At 63.1% G+C, this 20891-nt stretch carries 23 protein-coding genes; 9 read left to right on the top strand and 14 right to left on the bottom strand.

What is annotated here, in order from left to right:
* Positions 1-42: 42 nt before the first annotated feature.
* From EOD43_RS19785 to EOD43_RS19770, 4 genes are all read right to left on the bottom strand, one after another.
* Positions 43-705: a DedA family protein gene (locus EOD43_RS19785; protein WP_127745744.1), complete on the bottom strand. Its 663-nt coding sequence runs from the start codon at positions 703-705 to the stop codon at positions 43-45.
* A 500-nt stretch (positions 706-1205) separates the two neighbouring features.
* Positions 1206-1610 carry a hypothetical protein gene (locus EOD43_RS19780; RefSeq protein WP_127745743.1) on the bottom strand — a complete coding sequence of 135 codons (405 nt, stop codon included), beginning with the start codon at positions 1608-1610 and terminating at the stop codon, positions 1206-1208.
* A 94-nt stretch (positions 1611-1704) separates the two neighbouring features.
* Positions 1705-1932 carry a hypothetical protein gene (locus tag EOD43_RS19775; protein ID WP_127745742.1) on the bottom strand — a complete coding sequence of 76 codons (228 nt, stop codon included), beginning with the start codon at positions 1930-1932 and terminating at the stop codon, positions 1705-1707.
* A gap of 252 nt (positions 1933-2184) precedes the next feature.
* The gene (locus EOD43_RS19770; RefSeq protein ID WP_127745741.1) at positions 2185-3267 is read right to left on the bottom strand and encodes a catalase family protein; all 1083 of its coding nucleotides are present in this window, start codon (positions 3265-3267) and stop codon (positions 2185-2187) included.
* A gap of 103 nt (positions 3268-3370) precedes the next feature.
* Between EOD43_RS19770 and EOD43_RS19765 the strand changes: the two genes are divergently transcribed.
* The gene (locus EOD43_RS19765) at positions 3371-5656 is read left to right on the top strand and encodes an FdhF/YdeP family oxidoreductase (RefSeq protein WP_127745740.1); all 2286 of its coding nucleotides are present in this window, start codon (positions 3371-3373) and stop codon (positions 5654-5656) included.
* Positions 5657-5787: 131 nt separating this feature from the next.
* Positions 5788-5931: a hypothetical protein gene (locus EOD43_RS23820; protein WP_164857364.1), complete on the top strand. Its 144-nt coding sequence runs from the start codon at positions 5788-5790 to the stop codon at positions 5929-5931.
* A 425-nt stretch (positions 5932-6356) separates the two neighbouring features.
* Here EOD43_RS23820 and EOD43_RS23815 read toward each other — a convergent pair whose 3' ends face one another.
* From EOD43_RS23815 to EOD43_RS19750, 4 genes are all read right to left on the bottom strand, one after another.
* Positions 6357-6494 (bottom strand): hypothetical protein, encoded by a 138-nt coding sequence (locus EOD43_RS23815; protein WP_164857363.1) that lies wholly within the window; start codon positions 6492-6494, stop codon positions 6357-6359.
* 20 nt (positions 6495-6514) lie between these two features.
* Positions 6515-6808: a hypothetical protein gene (locus EOD43_RS19760; protein WP_164857362.1), complete on the bottom strand. Its 294-nt coding sequence runs from the start codon at positions 6806-6808 to the stop codon at positions 6515-6517.
* Between the two features lie 236 nt (positions 6809-7044).
* Complete coding sequence (locus tag EOD43_RS19755) at positions 7045-7224, bottom strand: hypothetical protein (RefSeq protein WP_127745738.1); 180 nt, start codon at positions 7222-7224, stop codon at positions 7045-7047.
* 266 nt (positions 7225-7490) lie between these two features.
* Entirely contained in the window at positions 7491-7709 is a 219-nt protein-coding gene (locus EOD43_RS19750) for a hypothetical protein (RefSeq protein ID WP_127745737.1), read from the bottom strand.
* 384 nt (positions 7710-8093) lie between these two features.
* On the opposite strand from EOD43_RS19750, the gene EOD43_RS19745 reads away from it, so the two are divergent.
* The 3 genes from EOD43_RS19745 to EOD43_RS19735 all read left to right on the top strand — a co-directional run bounded on the left by EOD43_RS19745 (position 8094) and on the right by EOD43_RS19735 (position 10970).
* Positions 8094-8975 carry a transglutaminase family protein gene (locus EOD43_RS19745; RefSeq protein ID WP_240653389.1) on the top strand — a complete coding sequence of 294 codons (882 nt, stop codon included), beginning with the start codon at positions 8094-8096 and terminating at the stop codon, positions 8973-8975.
* 284 nt (positions 8976-9259) lie between these two features.
* A complete protein-coding gene (locus EOD43_RS19740) occupies positions 9260-10054 on the top strand; it encodes an SDR family NAD(P)-dependent oxidoreductase (RefSeq protein WP_127745736.1) in 795 nt (264 codons plus the stop codon).
* Positions 10055-10079: 25 nt separating this feature from the next.
* Entirely contained in the window at positions 10080-10970 is an 891-nt protein-coding gene (locus EOD43_RS19735) for a helix-turn-helix domain-containing protein (RefSeq protein WP_127745735.1), read from the top strand.
* Here EOD43_RS19735 and EOD43_RS19730 read toward each other — a convergent pair.
* Both EOD43_RS19730 and EOD43_RS19725 read right to left on the bottom strand, forming a co-directional pair.
* A complete protein-coding gene (locus tag EOD43_RS19730; RefSeq protein WP_127745734.1) occupies positions 10967-12064 on the bottom strand; it encodes a helix-turn-helix transcriptional regulator in 1098 nt (365 codons plus the stop codon). The genes EOD43_RS19735 and EOD43_RS19730 overlap by 4 nt on opposite strands.
* A 10-nt stretch (positions 12065-12074) precedes the next feature.
* The gene (locus EOD43_RS19725) at positions 12075-13148 is read right to left on the bottom strand and encodes an alkene reductase (protein WP_127745733.1); all 1074 of its coding nucleotides are present in this window, start codon (positions 13146-13148) and stop codon (positions 12075-12077) included.
* A gap of 193 nt (positions 13149-13341) precedes the next feature.
* Here EOD43_RS19725 and EOD43_RS19720 point away from each other — a divergent pair, with 193 nt between their 5' ends.
* From EOD43_RS19720 to EOD43_RS19705, 4 genes are all read left to right on the top strand, one after another.
* The gene (locus tag EOD43_RS19720) at positions 13342-14967 is read left to right on the top strand and encodes a flavin-containing monooxygenase (protein WP_164857361.1); all 1626 of its coding nucleotides are present in this window, start codon (positions 13342-13344) and stop codon (positions 14965-14967) included.
* 222 nt (positions 14968-15189) lie between these two features.
* Positions 15190-15804, top strand: a complete 615-nt coding sequence (gene folE, locus EOD43_RS19715; RefSeq protein ID WP_127745731.1) for a GTP cyclohydrolase I FolE — start codon at positions 15190-15192, stop codon at positions 15802-15804.
* A gap of 98 nt (positions 15805-15902) precedes the next feature.
* The gene (locus EOD43_RS19710; RefSeq protein ID WP_127745730.1) at positions 15903-16088 is read left to right on the top strand and encodes a hypothetical protein; all 186 of its coding nucleotides are present in this window, start codon (positions 15903-15905) and stop codon (positions 16086-16088) included.
* Between the two features lie 138 nt (positions 16089-16226).
* Positions 16227-16730: a 2'-5' RNA ligase family protein gene (locus EOD43_RS19705; protein WP_240653388.1), complete on the top strand. Its 504-nt coding sequence runs from the start codon at positions 16227-16229 to the stop codon at positions 16728-16730.
* Positions 16731-16960: 230 nt separating this feature from the next.
* Here the strand turns inward: EOD43_RS19705 and EOD43_RS23810 are convergent, their stop codons facing one another.
* From EOD43_RS23810 to EOD43_RS19690, 4 genes are all read right to left on the bottom strand, one after another.
* Positions 16961-17143: a hypothetical protein gene (locus EOD43_RS23810; protein WP_164857360.1), complete on the bottom strand. Its 183-nt coding sequence runs from the start codon at positions 17141-17143 to the stop codon at positions 16961-16963.
* Between the two features lie 1275 nt (positions 17144-18418).
* Entirely contained in the window at positions 18419-18871 is a 453-nt protein-coding gene (locus tag EOD43_RS19695; protein ID WP_127745727.1) for a hypothetical protein, read from the bottom strand.
* Between the two features lie 332 nt (positions 18872-19203).
* Entirely contained in the window at positions 19204-19365 is a 162-nt protein-coding gene (locus tag EOD43_RS23805; RefSeq protein ID WP_164857359.1) for a hypothetical protein, read from the bottom strand.
* A gap of 456 nt (positions 19366-19821) precedes the next feature.
* Positions 19822-20805 (bottom strand): LLM class flavin-dependent oxidoreductase, encoded by a 984-nt coding sequence (locus tag EOD43_RS19690; RefSeq protein ID WP_127745726.1) that lies wholly within the window; start codon positions 20803-20805, stop codon positions 19822-19824.
* Positions 20806-20891: the final 86 nt, after the last annotated feature.

Here is a 20891-nt window from a genome sequence, read left to right as displayed (position 1 = left end):
TGAGCAAGTCGCTCGCAAACCTTGTGTCTTGCTTGTCGGGTGTCAAAGGCGCTCGACCTTCTCCCGACGCTCGAGCGCGCGACCGCGGTGTCGGGGTCTGCTGAAGAGCCTGATCGCAACGGCCCCGGCCGCCACGGGAAGCAGCAGCAGCGCCATCGCAAGCGGCACGATCGTTTCGATGCTGGCTCCCCAGGTTGCAACCCTCGACCCGGCAAAATAACCGGGCGCCATGAGCGCCGGCACCCACAACAAGGCGGACAGGATGTTGGCGGCCTGAAACCTGCTCTGCGGCATAAGCAGGACGCCTGCCACGACCGGGACCGTCGAGCGGACCGGGCCCAGAAAACGCCCTAAGAGCACCGAGGCGAAGCCATAGCGACGGAAGAATAGCCGAGCGCGGGCAAAGGCAATGCGGTGGTTTCTCAGCCAGCGTTGACGGTAGATGGCCGGTCCCATGCGGCGACCCACGGCATAGGACACCCAGTCACCCAGGATGGCGCCCATGATGGCGAATGCGATGATGGGGGCCGGATCGAGTATCCCAGCGCCCATCAAGCCACCGACCGCCACCATCAAAGCGATCGCCGGTACGAAAAGCCCCACGATCAGCAGCGATTCCAGAAAGGCAAGCAGGCCGATGATCGGACCACTCCAGCCCGCGTGGCGCGCGATGACATCGAGAAGCCATGACGAGAGATCTGCCATTATGCGTTATCTTAGCCTTCAATTGCGCATGGCTCGAACCCTGGCGGGCCGATTGGGAGACCGAGGGAGCCACAGGGCCGATTGACCTCGCTGGGGGGTCCTGCGCCCGACGTCTTCGCCCGCTGCTGGCTTGCAGCCGCCCGCGTTCAGCTCCTGGGGTCCCGAGACCGTGTGGCCGTAGCGACCAGCACTGCGCTCGCAAGAAGGATCGCGGCAACGAGGCCGCCGATCGCCAGCAAGCCGCCGCTGGTGATTTCCGTCATCACGCGCAGCGAGCTCTTACCTATTTGAAGGTCGATGCCGGCACGTTGTACCGGTACCTCTATATTGGAGTTCATCGTGTCCCAACGCGCATGACGTAAGCGAGTTCAGTCGGCCTGGCGCGCGGCTGAAGATCCAGCCGATCCGCTCCGTCGCTATCGAGAGCGGGGGCGCTCGCCGCGTTGCGATGTACCCGGCACATCAAGGTGAGAGACCCTTACGAAACGCTGTCCTGGTGGCTATTCGTTTCCGAATTGTCTCGTCAGAGCCGGGTAAAGAAGGGCTTGTTCGAGGCTGATACGCTCCTTCATCCACGCCCTCATCGATTGCGATGCCGCGCAATAGGCGGCCCAGTTGGCTTCGATCTCGCGCGTGGTCCAGTGACTGATATGATCGGAAGAAACCGCCTGACGACCACGGCCCGTCTGACGCAATTCGACGATCGCGGGGTCGGGCTCTACGGCAAGCAAAGCGGGATATACCTTACCTTCCAGATGCGCCGTCCTCGCGCTGCTGGCGCGCGTCAACGCCAGTCGAGCGGCATTGACCATCGGCATGTCAGGACGCGGTCGACGCGTCTCCACTCCAAGCGCCTCGATGCGAAGGAGCAATTCCGCGTGGAGCTGTTGGAGGACGACAAGCATTTGACGCGCTTAACGGGCGAATTTTATCTCTGTTCAATGACCGGCGCCTTTTTCCGGCTCGGTTAAGGCGGCCAGACCAGCCTTCGTCTGCTTTTCAGATGCGCTCGGCGTTTGAGGGCGTGACGACCGGCTTGTCGTCTTTGATCAGGCCATCCCCGCCCAGCGGTCGCCCCTTGTCGTCGACCACCGGCTCGCCATCGCCCTCTGGCGCGGGTGCAGTGCGACCGTTCTGGCCCTCATCGCGCTCCAGCGTATCCTTCGGCCGCGCATCGCTGCCTTCAACATGATCGCCGGTCGATTTTTCGGTCTCGGAGCGGTCCATAGCTACCTCGCAGATTGGCACAGCGTCAGAACAGGCGAAGGCTGGCTTGCGTTCCCCGGCCGGCGCGCGACGCCCGATGCCGTAAAGCTATGGTCGGCTGTTCCGGCAGGCATTGGACCCCACCGAGTACATGGCCCCCGCGCGAGGCGACTCAGCGGTGCGTCTCGCATCGGACGCTCGGCCAGGGCGACGCGCCGTCGGCTGGCGCGAATGACCGCAAGTGCAGAGCGCTGTAATCCGCCTGATCGGTCTTCACAGTTCGGCCAGCGCCCGCGGCTCGTGGATAGGGCATCCATTGAATCGCGAACGATAGGCGGTCGAGAACTGATAGGGCCGCCTGCGCGCGCGATTTACTCCACCCAGTGGCTGATGGGCGGCCAGGCCGTGCCACGGACTAAAGGACAATTTGTCTTCGAGCGCTTCGCTTTCGCCGGGAATCCACGCCTGCTGCGGGTCGACTATGAGCGTCGCGACGGAGCGATAGGGGCTCGCCTCCTCGTCCCATATGATCGAAGGGTCCTCGATCGGCATCGTCTCGAGATCGGTGCACAATTGAACGCGCAACTCCCAGCGCGCCCCCTGCGCGATCAGTTCGCGGTTCATATCTTGACGGATCGCGTCCGGACGATCGGTCGCGTCGATCACGACATCGGCGAGATCGGAAAGGGGGGCGAGCGGCGCCAGCTGGAATTTCGCTATATAGTCGCCGTACCGATAAGGCGTCTGGCTGAAGTATGTGGCGCCCAGCGGATGGACCGGCTTGGCACCGCCCAGACTGTTGAGCAGCGTCGAGCTCCCACCCAATGCTTCCGCCCCCGCCTCAAAGGCGCGCAATATCGATGACAGCGCCTTCTTGGCGCCTTCGGCCTTGTCGGTCGTAGCCGCCAGCATCTTGAGGTTGCCGAGAAACTGTTTTGGATCGGACGCTGCGAAAGCCGGTCCGTTCACCATGATGAAGTCCTGGGTCGCATCACCTTCGGACCCGGCAAGCCGGTCACCCTCAACGTTGAGGATTTTCACCGCGACGCCGCGCGGGAGGCGGACGGCGTCATCGAGAATGTCGCCTGCATTGGTCGAAAAGCGCAGGATCGCGTCATAGCGTCCAGCGCGTGCAAATAGGCCCTGCGCCAGCTCGGGTGGGAGCCCATCGGCAATCTCCAGCGTGCCACGCGCAAGGCCATGACCCTTGGCGTGAACCGATCGAACAGCATGGCCATAATCGGCGGAGGTCGTATCGAGTATCTTGCCGAACTGCTCTTCGAGCGACGCGATCGTCTGCGCCTCGTCAGGCTCGATCTGCTCGACGTCGGATGTGAAGCGCACGGGCTCGCTCATGCTCGGTCTCGCCTGAAGTGTTGAGATCGCTGAACCAATCGATCGTCGAACCGTTCCGCTTGGGCCACTTAACCACAGTGTGGCAGCCAGATCGCGGGGGCAAATGAGCAAGCAATCTCCGGACAAGCCGCGGATCAGCCCTTTCAAAGGCCCTGCAGGCGGATGGGGCTCGGTCCGTTCGCTTGCCGAGATCCTGCCCCGCGAGCGCGTCGCCCCCGAGACATTTGTCGAACTCGCGCGGCAGAACAAGCCGGATGGTTTCGCGTGCGTCAGCTGCGCCTGGCCAAAACCCGCCGATCATCATCCGGCCGAGTTCTGCGAAGAAGGGGCGAAGGCGACGGCGTGGGAATTGACCACGCTGCGCACCACGCCGGACTTCTTTCAGAAGCACACGCTGACCGCGCTGCGCGGCTGGCGCGACTATGATCTCGAGCAGCATGGCCGGCTCACCCACCCGCTGCGCTACGACGCGGCCACCGACAAATATGTCGCCTGCGACTGGGCCGAGGCGTTCGACGCGATCGGTGCGGCCCTTCGGCCGCTCGACCCGAAGTCGGTCGTCTTTTATTCGTCGGGACGGACCAGCCTGGAGGCCTCGTACATGTACGGGCTGATGGCCCGGATGTATGGCAACCAGAACCTCCCCGACAGTTCCAACATGTGCCACGAGTCGACCTCGGTCGGCCTGAAGGCGGCAATCGGGGTTCCCGTGGGCACCACCCGGCAGGAGGATTTCGCCATATGTGACGCGATCCTCTTCTTCGGGCAGAATGTCGGATCGAATGCGCCGCGGATGCTCCATGATCTGCGTAAGGCGCGCAAGCGCGGGGTGGAGATCATCACCTTCAATCCGCTCCGGGAGCGGGGGCTTGAGCGCTTCACCGATCCGCAAAACCCGATCGAGATGGCGACGCTGGATGAGACGATCATCTCGACCCAATATCATCAGGTTAAGGCCGGTGGTGACATTGCGGTGATGACCGGCATCGCCAAATATCTGATCGCATGGGACGATGCGAAGGCGCCGGGCGAGGCCGGTGTGCTCGATCACGACTTCATATCCGAACACACGAACGACTTTAGCGCGTTCGCCGCCAGGGTCCGCGCGACCGAATGGAGCGATATCGAGCGCGAATCCGGTCTTGATCTGGCCGCAATCGAAAATGCCGCGCGCGTCTACGCCCGGTCGAAGGCGGTTCTCGCTATTTACGGCATGGGGCTTACGCAGCATGTCAAAGGCGTTGAAAACGTCCGCATGGTCGTCAACCTGCTGCTGATGCGCGGTAATATCGGCAAGCCGGGTGCGGGGCCTATGCCCGTGCGGGGTCATTCCAACGTCCAGGGCCAGCGCACCGTCGGCATCACCGAAAAGACCGAGCTGGCGCCGGTCGACAAGCTCAGGGAACTGTACGGCTTCGATCCGCCTGCCGAAAAGGGCCTCGATACGGTGGCGACCTGTCGCGGTGTCATCGACGGAAGCGTGAAGGCGGTCGTTGGGCTCGGAGGGAACTTCCTGCGCGCCGTGCCCGAGACGGTGGCCATGGAAAACGCATGGCCTCGCCTGGAGCTGTCGGTCCAGATCGCAACAAAGCTCAACCGCAACCACCTCTTTGCCGGTCGTCAGACCTATCTTCTGCCCTGTCTCGGACGGATCGAAGAAGATGTTCAGGCGACCGGTCCGCAAGCCGTGTCGGTCGAGGACTCCACCAGCTGCATCCACGGCTCGCGCGGCAAGGTGAAGCCCGCCAGTCCGCACCTCCTGTCGGAACCTCGGATCGTCGCCGAAATCGCAAAGCGGATCGTGCCGTCCAATCCGCGCGTCGACTGGGATATCTGGGTCGCGGACTATGCGCGCATCCGGGACGCAATCGAAGCGACCTATCCCGAGATCTTCGAGGATTTTAATGCGCGCCTGTTCACCCCCGGTGGATTCTGGAAGGGTAATAAGGCGGCCGACCGCATCTGGCTGACGCCCAGCGGCAAGGCCGAGTTTTTCGTACCCACCGGATTAAGCGCCACGGGATTCGCAGATGCCGAGGGGCGTTACCGGCTTATCACGCTACGATCGAACGACCAGTTCAACACGACAATCTACGGCTATTACGATCGCTTTCGTGGAGTGAAAGGAACGCGCGATGCTCTGTTCATCAACGTCGAGGACATGGCGGCCGCGAACCTGTGCGAGGGGCAGATCGTCGCGCTCGAATCCGATGCCGGCGATGGGATGCGTCGACGGCGCGACGGGCTCATTGTGACGCCGTACGACATTCCGCGCGGCTGTCTGGGCGCTTATTATCCCGAGGCCAATATCCTTTTGCCCTTGGAGCATCACGCCGCAGAGAGCCATGTTCCGGCGGCGAAGTCGGTGCCCGTTCGCATCGTTATCTGAGAGGATTACGCGCGTCCCGGTCAAAGCGGGTCGGATCGAGACTGCGTGCCCTACGGCGATTTTGTATGGGCTCGCCGAAATGCTGGGCCCGAATATCTTTCCAGTCCGTTGGGAGGATAAGGAGAACAGCTATGGCATCACAGCCTCCCTCACCCGTTGAGTTTCCCGCCGATACGCCGATCGATGATCCCATCCCGTCGCCCGTCGATCCGGACCCCGGCGCACCGGCCGATCCTACGCTGCCCGAAATCCCGGCACAGGTCACCGCTTCATGAGATTAGAGCAAGAGAAACAGGTGCACTTGTCGACCGAGGAAGCCCGGGCCGGTGCATCAACCCACACGACCCGCTATGTCCTCACATGGGGGCTAGCGCTGGTGATCCTGGCTTTCATTGCAATCGTCGGGTTTTACGCACTGAGAACATAGCACCACCTTGGGCGGGTCTCGGCGAAGGCCACTCGCGCAAGGGGACGCCCGGACTATCGGGAGAGCAACTTTAACCCGATGTGCCACGTCCCGATGAAAAGCGTCCAGCGCATGTCACGGTGATGACATCAGAGCGGCGTTCGATCGACGTGAAATGCAGGCTCACGCTCGCATTGCATCGCAATGGTCGCAGGCGGCGAGGGCGGCGGGGACATCCCGGCGCGACCACGCCGCACGCCTTCAAAGATCACACAAAACAGCGCGCGGCGCAGCTCAGGCGAAGTTGCCGCCAAACGGCTCGCCGGTTTCCTTGATCTCTTCGACCGCATCATCGACGTCGGGGAGTTCGTCGCCGACCGTGTCCGTCAGCGGCGTCTCCGAAGCGTCATCTTCTGTGGTTTTGATCATCATGCCGGGCTCCGATGCTTTAGTCAGGGTGTCACGGCGCTCGTGGCGGAAACCGATGCGCCCGCCGGGCCGGTTCCGCAGCCGTGAAGGCCGTACATTGTCTCGATCACCTTCTGCGCCTGCCGATAGCTCAGCCGGTGCGACGCCAGCCGGCGGCCGATGTCGTCCATCGCGGTCTTCCTTGCAGCATCATTGCTTATCGTCTCGGGACAAACAAAGGATGCGTTGATCGCCTGCAGGTCGGCGGCGAGGTCGGCCTGCGCAGAGGCAGGACCAGGCAGGGCGATCAATGTCAGGCCGAGCAACGGGATAGTCAACGCACACTTCGTCATAGTCGCACCGTTTGCTTGTGAGGGTAGGACCGTCTGCGCGGAAAATTGTTCCCTGGCCTAAAGAGTAGGGCCCTAGCCTGGCTATGATCGGCGCGCTGCAGTGGCGCACCTACCCGCCCAAGACGCGCTCAGGTCTACCCGGACCGTCTGAGGCATAAAAATCGCTGCGGGTCAGCTATAAGGCTGCAACGACTTTGCTGATCCCTGCGGATGGCGGGACGCTAGCCGCCCATGGCTTTGCGTTTTGTGATCTCTACAGGAGCTGAGCCCGCCAGCCGGGCTGCATCGGCCTCGCGCTGCCGCACCGCCTTGCGATTACGGATCATCGTGAGCAACATCCACGCGCCGAACAGAAACGGACCCAGGCTGGCGGCGACCTCTGAAGCAAAAGTTGCGCTCATATGATGTGTCATCCTCGCCCCTTTTGAACAACGAACATCACGGCGGTCTTCGGGTTCCCGACGCTCAACAAAGTGATAGCCAGTGCTCGGATCCGGATGGGAGCAGCCATCTCGCATTCTGAGCGCCTATGGGGGGGGCGCGGCGAAAGGGGTCCATCGAACCTACGTGATTGCGCTGGGCCACCCGTCGTCATCGCTCGCCAAGATGGCGGCAGCCAAGCCCGCGCCGCCCTCGGTTCCCCTCCCGACGTCACCGTCTCGGCAGGTCAAGGCTGACGCTCAAGACGTTCGGCCGCGCCATCGGCACCCTCGGCCCGGGCAGATTCAATTTTCATTTCGCGGGTCGCGCGTTCGGAAAGTTCTTCCTGCGCACGGGTCATCCGACGGTTGCGGATGAGCGCGAAAGCTAGCGCCGCGCCGAGCACCAGCGGGCCCAGAATGGTAATGACGCTCCACAGCGCGCCACCATCGCCGAAAAGGTTCATGATACTCTCCTATTTTCCTGCCCAACGGAGGCGTGTTGGCCGAGTTCCCCTCGTTACGGCCCCATTGCCGACAAGTTGACATCTGATTTTGCCCATTAGTCTCGCGGAGATTGATGGTTTGCGTTTGCGTCATGCCGCAATCGCGATGGCCCGCTCGGGGTCACCGTCACAGCTATTGGCCTACAGACTGGCACAGTGTGATTGGCGGCTCACGCTTCGCCAAGCTATCCCGAGATCGTCCAACCCTTGCGACCGTGATGCGCGGATAGGCTGATCACGCAGTAGTCGGCGCCACTTGCCGACCGCCCGAGCTTTCTGATTGATCCGCCTGAATAGCCGCCGTGGCCGCGCCCCGGACATTTTCACGAAACGGCATGGAGCCGCTTGACCAATCCCGCGCGTTCGAGCGTCATGCGCCTCACTGTCACCCATCGCACCGTCTACCGCTATCATCGTCCGGTGCGGCTCCAACCCCATCGCCTGCTTGTCACGCCCCGTTCCGGGGCGGAACTTCGTCTGTTGGACCTCTCGATCGATACGGGCGGGACCGCGACTGTAAACTGGACCGACGACGTGTTCGCCAACCGCATTGCCACCCTCAGTTTCACCTCTCCAACCGACATGCTTGCCATTGTCGTCGCCGCTACGATCGAACACGACGCGCCGCCTTATCCGGTTTTCCCCATCGCCGTCGGTGCGCATCATTATCCGTTCGCTTATTCGCCCGACGATCAGGCGGATCTCGGAGCGCTTACCATGCCACAGAGTGGTGACGGCGCCGCGAAGGTTCTGGCCTGGGCGCGCGGTTTCATCGCTGGCGAGCCCACGGATACGCTTGCCCTTCTCAAGGATCTCAACGCGGGGCTACGTTCTGCGATCACCTATCGGGTCCGTGAAGAGGAAGGTACCCAGGCGCCAGCTCAGACCCTCGCGCTCGCAAGCGGCTCGTGCCGCGACATCGCAGCGCTTTTCATCGACGCCGCGCGGCACCTGGGGTTCGGGGCCCGTGCGGTTTCGGGTTATTTCTACGATCCGGACCAGGCCGCTGCCGATCCCGGCTCTACCCACGCCTGGGCCGAGATTTACCTGCCTGGCGCTGGCTGGATCACGTTTGATCCGACCCACAATCGCGTGGGAGATGCGCAGCTGATTCCGGTCGCGGTTGCCCGGCATAATCGCCAGATCCTGCCTGTCACCGGCGGTTATACCGGGTCGCCCGAGGACGCCGCGGGCATTGCGGTATCGGTTCGCGTGTCTCGCGGCTGATCGAGTTCGCTCGCGCCATCGTCGTCCGACGCACGTTCGCATTTCTCCGGCGCCGCTGCCCATCGCACGGGCGCGAGCGCCACCTACATGCGCCATTCCATCGGGCGCCCAACCGCCGGAATCGGCTGGTCGTCGATGCGAGTCCAAAACGCCCTCGCTACGAACCATGGCAGGTAGACCGGGTCGGACCGCCAGATATCCACATCTCTGGAAAAATGATCGGCGCGACGCCACGCCGGACACAATCTGCCCCAGCATTCCTCTACGCAAGGAGTCAAAAACTGATGGGTGTATTACTGGAGGGTCGGTTTGCGCTGGTGACAGGGGGTGGCCAGGGCGTCGGGCAGGGCGTGGTGCGCGCCTTTGCCGATGCGGGCGTGAGCGGCGTCGTCATAGCGCAGCGCAACCGCGATCAGGGCGAAGCGGAAGCGCAGCATCTGCGCGACAGCTTCGGCATCGACGCGCACTATATCGCCACCGACGTCACCCGGCGCGCCGATGTCGAGGCGATGATCGCCGCGACGATCGATCGGTTCGGTCGGCTCGACATCCTCGTCAACAATGCCGGCGGCAGCTTCGCCAAGCGGATCGAACAGCATAGCGACGAGGACATGGCCGCCGCGCTCGACCTCAATTACTGGTCGACCTTCTGGGCGATGCGCGCCGCCTTTCCGGCGATGAAGGCGCAGGGCTATGGCCGGATCATCAACATGGGCTCGCTCAACGGCGTCAACGCGCACATGTTCACCGTCGCCTATAATGTCAGCAAGGAGGCGGTGCGGGCGCTCAGCCGCACCGCGGCGGTCGAGTGGGGCGGGCACGGCATCACCGTCAACGTGATCTGTCCATCGTCGATGAGCCCCGCCGCGATCGCCTATTTCGATGCCAATCCCGAAATGAAGACGCGCCTGCTCGAACAGGTGCCGATCGGCCGCTTCGGCGATGCCGAACAGGATATTGGCCCGGCCGCCGTCTTCCTCGCCAGCGAAGGCGGGCGGTTCACCAACGGCAACACATTGTTCCTGGGTGGCGGCACCCATATCAACGGTGTGTCGTGGCGCCCGCAGGTCGACGACTGATGACCTAGACCATTTGGATGATGAATTGGCGCTTTCATACGGGCAGGCCGATGCGGGGCAGCGTATGAAGGTGGGAGAGAATATGGGCTCGTCCAGGCCAGATCGTGCATCGGGAACGCAGAAGGCGCGCGCGGGCGTGAAATCCTGCCTGCGCACCGTGGAGGTCATCAACTTCTTCATGGGGGTTTCGGCCCCGGTGCGCACCACCAAGGTCAGCGAGGCGCTGGGCATTCCCAATTCGAGCGCGGACGAGATTTTGCGGACGCTCTCGGTCAGCGGCTTCCTGAGCTACAATGCGGTCTCGAAGCTCTATTCGCCGTCGTACAAGCTGGTCGCGAACGTGCGGACGATCGAGCGCAACTTCTTCGGCGAGGATGCGATTGCCGGGCTGATGGCCGATCTGCGCGCCGAGACCGGCGCCACCGTGATCGTCACCCAGCAGAATGATTGCTGGGTCGATCCGGTCGCGCTCGTCACCGGCGATTGGGTCGAGCAGGACGAGCGCTATCCGGCCGAGATGGTCTGCCATGTCGGCAATATGTGGCGCCCGAGCACCAATTTCGCCGCCGCGATGCTGACGCGGCACAGCAATGTCCAGCTTGCTGACCTGACGATGCGGACCCAGCAGATGGGCATCGGCCCCGACGGCCCGTCGATGTTCGAAGCATTGGTCGACAAGGTCGAGCGCACCCGCGCGCGCGGCTATGCGGTCCATCGCCGCAATGGCGCCAGCCCGGTGGATTCGATCGCGATCCCGCTGATCGTCACCCACGCGGCCTCCCCGCACGCGATCGGCGTGGTCGGTCCGCGGTTGTTTTCTTGCGAAGCCGATGAAAAGCGGATCGCTCGCACGGTGCAGCAAGTGACGAGCCGCCATCTCGATCGCCTCAACGGCGTGAGCGCGACGGCGCACTAATCGGCATCAAGGCCGGCGATGCTCGACCTGAGCAGATAGACGAGCTGCGACTGGCGGCGGGTGCCGGTCTTTTCGAAGATCGCGCGCAGATGCGATCGCGCGGTGTTGTAGGCGATGCCGAGCTGCTGTGCGGACTCGGCAAGGCTGCTTCCGGCCGCAAGCGCGGTGGCGAGCAAAGCTTCGGCCGGCGTCAGGCGGAACAGGTCGCGCAGCACGCCGGGGCTCAATTGCCCGGCGAGCGACGGATCGGCGATGAACAAGGCGAGCGCCGCCCCGCTTGCCGCGAGATAGTCAGGCGCGGGCACCGCACGCGCAATCGCGCCCAATTCGGGCGCCCCGGACGGGCGCGATATGCGGATGCGCGCGGCGCGATCGAGCGGAGGCGGCGCGGCGAGCAGCCGATCGAGCTGCGTTGCCGCTACGCGATCGGCGATGCGCAGCCGCCCCTGGAAGGTGGAGAGCCCGTCACCCTGCGCCAGCAGAGCCTCCGCGCCGCGATTGGCGCGGACGACATGGCCGTGGCGATCGAGGATGAACATGGCGAGCGCGAGTTGCTCGATCGCGTCGCGATACAACCCTTCCTCAGCCGCCTTCGCCTGGCTCTGCGCGAACAGGCGGATCGCGATCCGCAAATGAGGTACAAGGCCCTGCAAGAGTGTGCGCCGATCGGGTTCGAAGGCGGGTCGCGGATCGTCGCGCGTGATCCGCAGGCGCGCCTCGAACCCCGCGCCCTCGCGCAGATCGACGCCCAATATGCTGCCGCTGTGACCCCGATCGAGATAGGCGCGGAACTCGGCATTGATCGTGCCGGCGGTGACGAAGTCCGAAAAGGCGGTCACTTCGCCTTCGGGCAGGCCGACGAACGGATCGCTGCGAAACATCTGCTCGGCATAGAGTTGCGCCGATTCCGGCAGCGTCGGGGGGCTGGCGATCAGACCCGGCCCGCGATAGCCGGGCGCGGTCAGGATCAGCGCGGCGAAATCGGCGCCGGTCGCCGAAGCGAGCGCGCGTAGAAAAGCCTCCCACGGCTGCTTGTCGGCAAGGCTAGCGTAAAGCGCCTCGACGAGCGCGAGAAGGCGATCGGCGTCGGGCATCGCCGCGCGATCATGCCTCCATCGGGGGATAATCGGTATAGCCGACCCGATCGTCGCCCATGCCGGTGTAGAATGTCTTGCGGTTTGCGCGCGCCAGCGGTGCCCCGGCTTTAAAACGCGCCACGAGATCGGGATTGCCGATGAAGGCATAGCCGAACGACGTGGCATCAACCGTGCCCGCCGCGATCAGATCGCGCGCCTTGTCCAGCGTCAGCCCGTTATTCTCGATGACGGGGCCGGACCAGTTCGCCTTGACCAGATCGAGCGCGTCGAAGCCTTCGTTCGGCAGATGGATCAGGTGGCAATAAGCCAGCCCGATGTCGTCGATCGCGCGGAGCAACGTCGCATAAGTGTCTGCCGGATCGGCGTCGGCCATGCCGTTGAGGGTGATGCCGGGGCAGATGCGGAAGCCCACCCGGCCCGGCCCGATCGCGTCGGCCAGCGCGCGCAAAGTCTCGACCACGAAGCGCACCCTTTTAGCGGCGTTGCCGCCATATTCGTCGGTGCGCTGGTTGCTGTTGGACGACAGGAACTGCATCGGCAGATAGCCGCTCGCGCAGTGCAGCTCGACCCCGTCGATCCCCGCCGCGCGGGCATTGCGCGCGGCCGCGACATAATCGGCGATCACGCCTGCGATCTCGTGAGTCTCCAGCGCATCGGGCACCTCGGTCGGCTGCGGCGTGCCGTCGGGGCCGGGGATTGGATCGGGGCAGGGGATCGCCGACGGTGCGACGGTGCGTGCTTCGGGGGCCTTGTTCGCGCGCACGCTGGCCCGGCCGCAATGCATGAGCTGGATGACGATCCGCCCGCCTGCGCCATGCACGGCATCCGCCACGCGACGCCAGCCTTCGACCTGTTCGGGCGAATGAATGCCGGGCGTGCGCCAATAGCCCTTGCCGTCGGGTGAAGGCTGGGTGCCTTCGCTGACGATCAGCCCCGCGGTCGCGCGCTGGCGATAATAGTCGACCATGATCTCGGTCGGCTCGTCAGCCGGGCCGGCACGGTCGCGCGTCATCGGCGCCATCACGATCCGATTGGCGAGTTCCAGATCCCCCAGCCGGACGGGCGAAAAGATGTCGGTCATGCGATCCTCCTGCGCCGATACCAAGACCGTATGGCCAGCGCGTGCCAGCGACGGGCGGCAGCTTTCCACATCCTTGCAAAAGCTTTCGTGCTCTCAGCGTCGGACGTCATCTGATCCAAATGGATGATGTGCGGAAACACCCCGTTACGCATTTTCCGAAGCATCGAAGAACATAGGCCGGGAGAGAAAGTTCGTGGTTTCAGAAACGTCGATCGGCGGAGGCGAGCCGATCCAGACCGAAGTGCTGGTGATCGGTGCGGGCATCGGCGGCATCTATGCCGTCCACCGCTGCCTGGAGGAAGGGCTGGGTGTGGTCTGCCTCGAGGCCGCGTCGCATGTCGGGGGCGTGTGGCATCACAACCGCTATCCAGGCGCGCGGGTGGATATCGAGAGCTTCGATTATTGCTTCCACTTCTCGCCCGAAATCTATCGCGACTGGCAATGGTCCGAACGCTATGCCGCGCAGCCCGAACTGTTCCGCTACCTCGAATATGTCGCCGATCGCACCGGTGCGATCGATCATATCCGCTTCAATGCGCGCGTCGTCGCGGCGAATTGGAAGCCGGCCGATGCCGAATGGCATGTGCGCACCGATACGGGGACCAGTTATCGCGCCCGCTTCGTCCTGATGGCGACGGGCAACCTTTCCGCGCCGCGCCCGCCTGCCTTCGAGGGTATGGAGAGCTTCCGCGGACAGATCATCGAAACCTCGTCCTGGCCCGGAGCGGGCGTCGACTGGCGCGGCAAAAGGGTCGGCATCATCGGCACCGGATCGTCGGGCGTACAGGCGATCCCGGTGATCGCAAAGGATGCGGCGAAGCTTACCGTCTTCCAGCGGACCGCCAATTATTCGGTCCCGGCACAGAACGGCCCGATGCAGGCCGACCGGCATCAGGCCGTGATCGACGACGTCTTGGCCGAACGCGCGCGGATGATGGACAGCTATGCCGGCATCAATGCCCTGATCCGCGAGGTGCGCCCGTCGACCGACTATTCGCCCGAAGAACAGCAGGCGGCGCTCGAACGCCAGTGGCAGGAAGGCGGGCAGGGCATGATGGCGGTCTTCGCCGACCAGCAGACCAATCCCGTTGCGGCCGAGTTGGTGTCGGAGTTCGTCCGTTCCAAGATCCGCCAGATCGTGCGCGATCCGATCACCGCCGAGACGTTGTGCCCCAAGGGTTTTCCGATCGGCGTGCGCCGGCTGGGCGTCGACACCGACTATTACGACACGTTCAACCGCGACAATGTCGAACTGGTGGATGTGAAGGCGGATCCGATCGTCCGCATCACCCCCAACGGGGTCGAAACCGCATCGGGCGAACATCCGGTCGACATCCTCATCTTCGCGCTCGGCTTCGACGCCTTCACCGGCGCGATCGATCGGGCGGGCATCCGCAACGAGAAGGGCGAGGCGCCGACCGATCGATGGAGACGCGGCCCGCGAACCCTGCTGGGCCTGATGATCGCCGGTTTCCCCAATCTGTTCATGGTGTCGGGGCCGGGCAGTCCTTCGGTGCTGGTGAACCTGATGCTGATGAACGAATATTCGATCGACTGGATCGTCGACTGCATCAAGTGGCTCGATGCGAAGGGTGCCCGCACGATCGAAGCGACGGTCGAGGCTGAGGATGCTTGGGTCGAGGAGGTCGCCAAGACCGCCAGCCATCGTCTCGCCGCGCGCATCCCCAACTGGATGACCCACCAAGGCGAGGACGGCAGCCGCGCCTTCATCCCCTATGCCGCCGGCCTCAAAGCCTACCGCGTCCACGCGGAAGGCTGCGTGAACGCTGGTTATGCGGGATTCCGAACGTCCCGCTGAACAGACCGTTGGCATGGGCTCGTCGCATGTTTCGCGTGGTCCTGATGCACCATAGCCTCGCCCTTAGGCTTGGGGGCCGGCACGAGGAGAGCTGTCACATGACCACCTTCGAGGGGCCTGCCCGGTCATCGGTGAAACAGCGATGATTTGTGGGACATTGTCGCGCGTCCGGCACCAGCTGCTGTGCTGACGCGTTTGGTTGCACAGCATGAGGAGATAAGAATGTCGCTGCTGTCGCCCGCTGAGGACGCTGTGGATATGAACGGCAAGCTGATCGTGCCCGACGATGTCCAGGACGCGATCCGCACGCTGATCCGGTGGTCGGGCGATGATCCCTCCCGCGAAGGCCTGGTCGACACACCTGCCCGCGTCGCGCGCGCCTGGCGGGAATATTGCCAGGGGACAAAGGAAGATCCGTCCCGCCACCTCAGCCGCACCTTCGAGGAGGTGGGCGGCTATGATGACATCATCCTTTTGAGGGCGATCCCGTTCCAGTCGCACTGCGAGCATCACATGGCTCCGATCATCGGCCACGCGCACATCGCTTACCTGCCTCGCAATCGCGTGGTTGGCATATCGAAGCTGGCCCGCGTCCTGCAGGGTTATGCCCGCAGACTGCAGATCCAGGAACGCCTGACGGCCGAGATTGCCGATTGCATCTGGAATCATCTCGAGCCGGTCGGCGTTGCCGTCGTGATCGAGGCCAGCCACGCCTGCATGACCGCGCGAGGCGTCCGCACGCCCGGGGTGTCGATGACCACCAGCCGAATGATGGGGGTGTTTCGCGACGACGAGCGCAGCCGCAAGGAAGTGCTTAGTCTGATGGGATTTGAATAAGGCTGACCCGAACAATAACCGGATCAGCCTTATTCTTTCACCGATCCCGCGCCCCCGCCACCGGCGATGGCGTTGTAGCGCCTTGAAGGAGAATGATGATGGCCAGCACGCCCCCCGATGACCCGGGACTGTCTCAATTGGACGTCGACGGCCTGCCCGAGGAGTCGCAGCCTCTACCGGAGGAGAATGAGGAGAATCCGCTCCGCGAGAACGAGAACCCCGATGATCTCGGCGAAGCGGAGGAACAGGCCGCCGAAGAACGCAAGGACGGCGGTTATCACTGAGCAGAGGCCGGGTGAGTCTCACCCATCGGCTATGTTGCGCACTCCCTTTAGGAGATTTGCCCTGCAGCACGCCCACCGTCGCGCCGCGCGCCGGTACACACGGTGGCTTTACCTGGCCCAAGAGTGACCCTCAGGACCGTGACCCACGCGCCCATCATTGTGTCAGCCCTGTTTGACGCAGAAGATTTCCAGTGGCTGGACGGTCTGCGCCGAGCGCATTTTCCGGCCGAGAGAAACCATATCGGCGCTCATCTCACCCTCTTTCATCATCTCCCGCCCTCGGTCGAAGGTGAGTTGAAGCAGCGACTGGCTGCATTAACCCGGCGTGGCCGGCCGCGCGCCACGGCGACCGGCCTGCTTAATCTGGGGAAGGGGGTGGCCGTGCGGATCGAGTCCCCGGACCTCAGCGAGATCCGCGATGAACTCGCCGATGCCTTCTCGTTCTTGCTCACTCCGCAGGACGCTGTCCGATGGCGACCGCATGTCACGATCCAGAACAAGGTCCAGCCGTTGGTCGCGAGAAGACTTTATGAAGGGCTTGGCGCGACCTTTACGTCCAGAGCGGTCAAAATCAGCGGACTTGCCGCATGGTGGTATCGCGACGGGCCCTGGGAGGTCTTGGCAAGCTATTCATTCCGCTGATGGTATCCAATCGCTGTAAGGTCGCCGCGACGAGCCAAGCCGGGTGACGGCCCCATATGCTTGTTGGGAAGCTGGGGCCGTCTGGGGGATGCGAACGTCCGCCCTCTGTCGGGTCGGCAGGCTCGCAGGGCGCATGTACAGCATCAGGCAGATCGCGCAGTGCATTTGGTCACATTGGGTGGCGGACCAACGCCGCCCGTGCCGATCTCCATATCGTCGCCAGCGCGCGCTTAATGGCGCACCACGGGGGCCGGCTCCGTGGGCGTCGCAGCGGCGCCTGCCGCCGACATAGCGACCGCCGTGCCCGATGCTGGCCGGACATGAAAGCCATCGACGCGGTTGACGATCATGATCGCCACCAGGACGAAAATCGCGAAGGTAGCGAGAAAAAGCGTGTGTTTGACCGAGGACATTGAAGCTCCGTTCTCAAACCGCAAGCGCGGCGGCGAGGATGACGCGCAAGCGGCGCGCCGGTTCCTGGAGCAGAATTATGTCAGCCTGCGGAAACGCATGAGCAATGTCCTCCACGTGGGGCGCCATGACTAGGATTATCGGCGCGCAAGATCACCCTGTTCGTGATCGCGACGGTCAGGAGCGGTGCCCGCTTTGTCTGAAAAGCGGCTGGCGAGCGGGCGGCAGAAATATGATGAGGCCGACTTTAGCGGGCGCGAGGTCGGGCTTGCCCGCCGCGATAGTCTCTCAATCTTCCCTCGACACCTGCCTGCGCCGGCATCGCGAACCGCTGGTGATGCAGGGAGCAGGCGCGAAGGCTGAAGGCCCGCTCCGCCACAGGATCGCGAAGGAGTACGGAGCGGGCCAGAGGTCGTCGGATGCGCTACGACCTCCGCGGATCAACTGTCATCTGTCTCCCCGGTTACGAGCGTGACAGCGAAACTGATCTGCATCAGCGCATTAGCGCTGCGGGCGGCTTGCTATTGCGATAGGATGGCTCCGAGGCTCTCCCCACCACACCCCGGTGGTTTTCCCCAATCTAGGAGAGCCTCAACTCGCCCTCTCCAACCTCGTGACGAGGGAAATACCCTCTGATAGTCTTAAGGAAACGCCGTCGATGGACACGACGACGGATCAGAACAGGCGACGAGCCAGCTCGGCCAGCGCGCCGACCAGGCCGGCCGCCATTACGCACCCAATGATCGCGACCTCGATGGTTGACGTCCAACCCGGTTTGTCTGGCTCAGGCATGCTGATCAGCTAGCGCGCGAGCTTGATGGCGTGAACAGCCTTGTTTTATGGCATCGATAAAGATCGTCGCACTTTCCACGCAAGGAAAATGACGAACAGCGACAAACTGGTCCTGATGTGTGCCCAGGGCACCCCGATAAATGTAACCGGCCGCCCAGCAGCCCCGCCTGTTTAGCGCTGGCTCGATCTTCCAGTCCTGATCAGCTTCGGATTGAACCAGCACGACGCCGATCGCCTACACGCTCGCGGCGACGGACCGGCACTCGTCCAGTTGGGCGCTGCGCGACGTGCGAGGAACGCCATTATCCCGCTCGCCCTGGCGTACCGTTTGAGCATTCTGCATTTTAGGGCGCGGCGCAGCATTACCCGATTTTTCAAGATCTGCGATCGACGCAGCCCCATCATCGAGCGCGAAGCGGCCAAGACACGCCCCGATCCTTTCTGCGAAGGCTGTCGCTGTCGTCCTATCTCGCAGTGGGTGAAGCTCATTCATCGTCGCTGGAATCCTCACGCGTTGTCGATGCATCCCAGGCTTCAGCTGTCATCCCCATCATGACTTCGAACAGCGATGGGCTTTCGCATGGCTGCATGACGGCTAAAGCAGCAGACCGAGCATCCGGAACATGCAGGAAGATCGCCTCGCCCTGCTCATAGGTTACAGGCACAAACTCGGTGGGATGAAAGTCGGGCAGCGGATCAAGACCGCCACCCCGCATATCGTGCCAGACATCGTCGACAGCCACCCCGAAGATCCAGCGCAAGGGAGAGCGGACGAGGGCGGGAGATCCGCCATCCCAAGCTGTGATCGGACGCCAGCCATGCGCCTCGATGAAGGGCTGCCAGGTCGACAAATCATGCCGATAGGCGTCAACGACGCTCCAGGGAATGCCGGCCGCGCTGGTCGGGTTATGGCCAGGGCAAAGAGGATCGTGGCGCATTTTCGCCTCCATTCTTGATGAGAACAAAAATGGAACAATACTTGCGAGTCGGTCAAGCGAAGATCTGGCCCATGCCGCGCTGAACTTGGGGCCGGATGCGATAAGCCCCGCCAGCACGTTGGGGCAGCTGGCGGGGCGGTATCGCAGAGACCGGAGCGGGGGGGGGGCAAGCAAACGGTCTCTGTGGGCTGAACATTTGTGGACCCGCCCGGTTCCGGCCACCGTGTTTTAATGCCTCGGCCAGTCTCACAGTCACCGCGTCGCCCGTGTGATCTAATTCTGACGATATTTGTCAGGATTTCAGTTTTGCCAGCTGCCTCGCCTCTTGGGGGTTAAGTCTCGCTTTCGTCACGGTCACGCCGGACCCATTCTTCTTCCGGCATGCGACGCATCTGCAGAGCGGCAGCCCCGAAAATGAAGGCACCGATCGCGAGAGGGGCAAACATGGCGGCGACGCCCCACATCGTGCCCCCGGTGGCGATGAGAGCGGCCATCTATCGCGCCGATGGGACGGCGTGCACCGTTCGCGACGCCGAAGCCCGGTCCTTATGCGCGCTCCATTCGCGTCTTTTCTGACGGGCGCGCACAAATCGGTAATTACGGAGCAGAGCCCACACCACCGCAATGCTGAGCATCATCAACGTGACCATAATAATGCCCCAGATATTCATGGCATGATCAACTTGCGACATCTGTCTCTCCTGTTGATTTGCTCAACGGAGCCGTGACTGATGTGTTCCTGTCGTTAAGGGTGCGGCACCAAATGCGGGGCGGGAGTTCGACGTCTGATGCCGATTATCGGCTCGACCGATGAGACCGGTTGAGGCGGTCTCGCCCGGACAATTGCCCTGGTCGAAGTGCTCGTCCTCGCCATTGCGCTTTTGTGACCGTTATGAGGAGCGTAGCCTGTTCATTAGCGTCTGGAGCGGCTTCTGCAGGTCGGCAATATTCTAGGTTCGCGCTGCCGCCGCGATCAGTTCGACCGAATGTTTGCGCGCATCATGATGATATATATCCGTTACGATCATAAGTTCGTCAGCGCCCGTCTCGGCGATGAGTGCCGCAATCCCGTCGCGAACCTTTTGCGGCCCGCCGACGATCGAGCGCGCCAGCATCTGCATCGTCTCTGCCTTTTCGGTCGGGGTCCAATAGGTCTCGATATCATCGATCGGCGGCTTACCCAGCGAGCGCGTTCCACGGAAAATATCGGCGAATGACATGCGTTGGGTGGTCGCAAGCCGAAGCGCCTCGGCGTCGCAATCCGCCGCTATGATATTGACCCCCACCATCGCGTGCGAGGTCGCGAGTTGCTCCGAAGGCCGGAAATGTTCGCGATAGACCCGAAGCGCCGGCAGCAGCAGGTCCGGCGCGAAATGGGATGCGAACGCATAAGGTAATCCGAGCTGCGCTGCGAGTTGGGCTCCAAACAGGCTCGAACCGAGGATCCAGATCGGAACGTTCGTCCCGGCGGCGGGGACGGCTTCGACCCGTTGATCGGGCAGGGTGTCGCGAAAATAGGCCTGGAGCTCGAGGACGTCCTGCGGAAAATGGTGGGCTCCCTCGGGGGCCCGGCGCAGTGCGCGCACGGTGATCTGATCGGTGCCAGGCGCTCGCCCCAACCCCAGATCGATCCGTCCGGGAAAAAGACTGGCCAGCGTGCCGAATTGCTCGGCGATCACAAGCGGGGAATGGTTGGGCAACATGATGCCGCCAGCTCCCACGCGGATCCGGCTGGTGCCAGCCGCAATGTGCTGGACGACCAGCGATGTCGCCGCGCTCGCTATGCCTCGCATATTGTGATGCTCGGCCACCCAGTAACGCTCGTAACCGAGTGTCTCGGCCAACGCCGCCATGTCCCGGGCATTGTCCAGGGCTGCTCGAGCGTCGGTCGCCTGGGTAACTCGGACCGGATCGAGGATGGATAGAGACGTCATCTGGGCTCTCGGATATTTACAGATCGGCTCTCACTAGATCGGATGCGCCGAAGTCGATTGCTAGAGCCTATACCAAACAGGTCCGT

The sequence above is a fragment of the Sphingomonas crocodyli genome (assembly GCF_004005865.1).
In the GTDB taxonomy this organism is placed as follows: domain Bacteria; phylum Pseudomonadota; class Alphaproteobacteria; order Sphingomonadales; family Sphingomonadaceae; genus Rhizorhabdus; species Rhizorhabdus crocodyli.
Note: the sequence above shows the minus strand (reverse complement) of the source record. Positions and strands in the feature narration are given on the sequence as shown.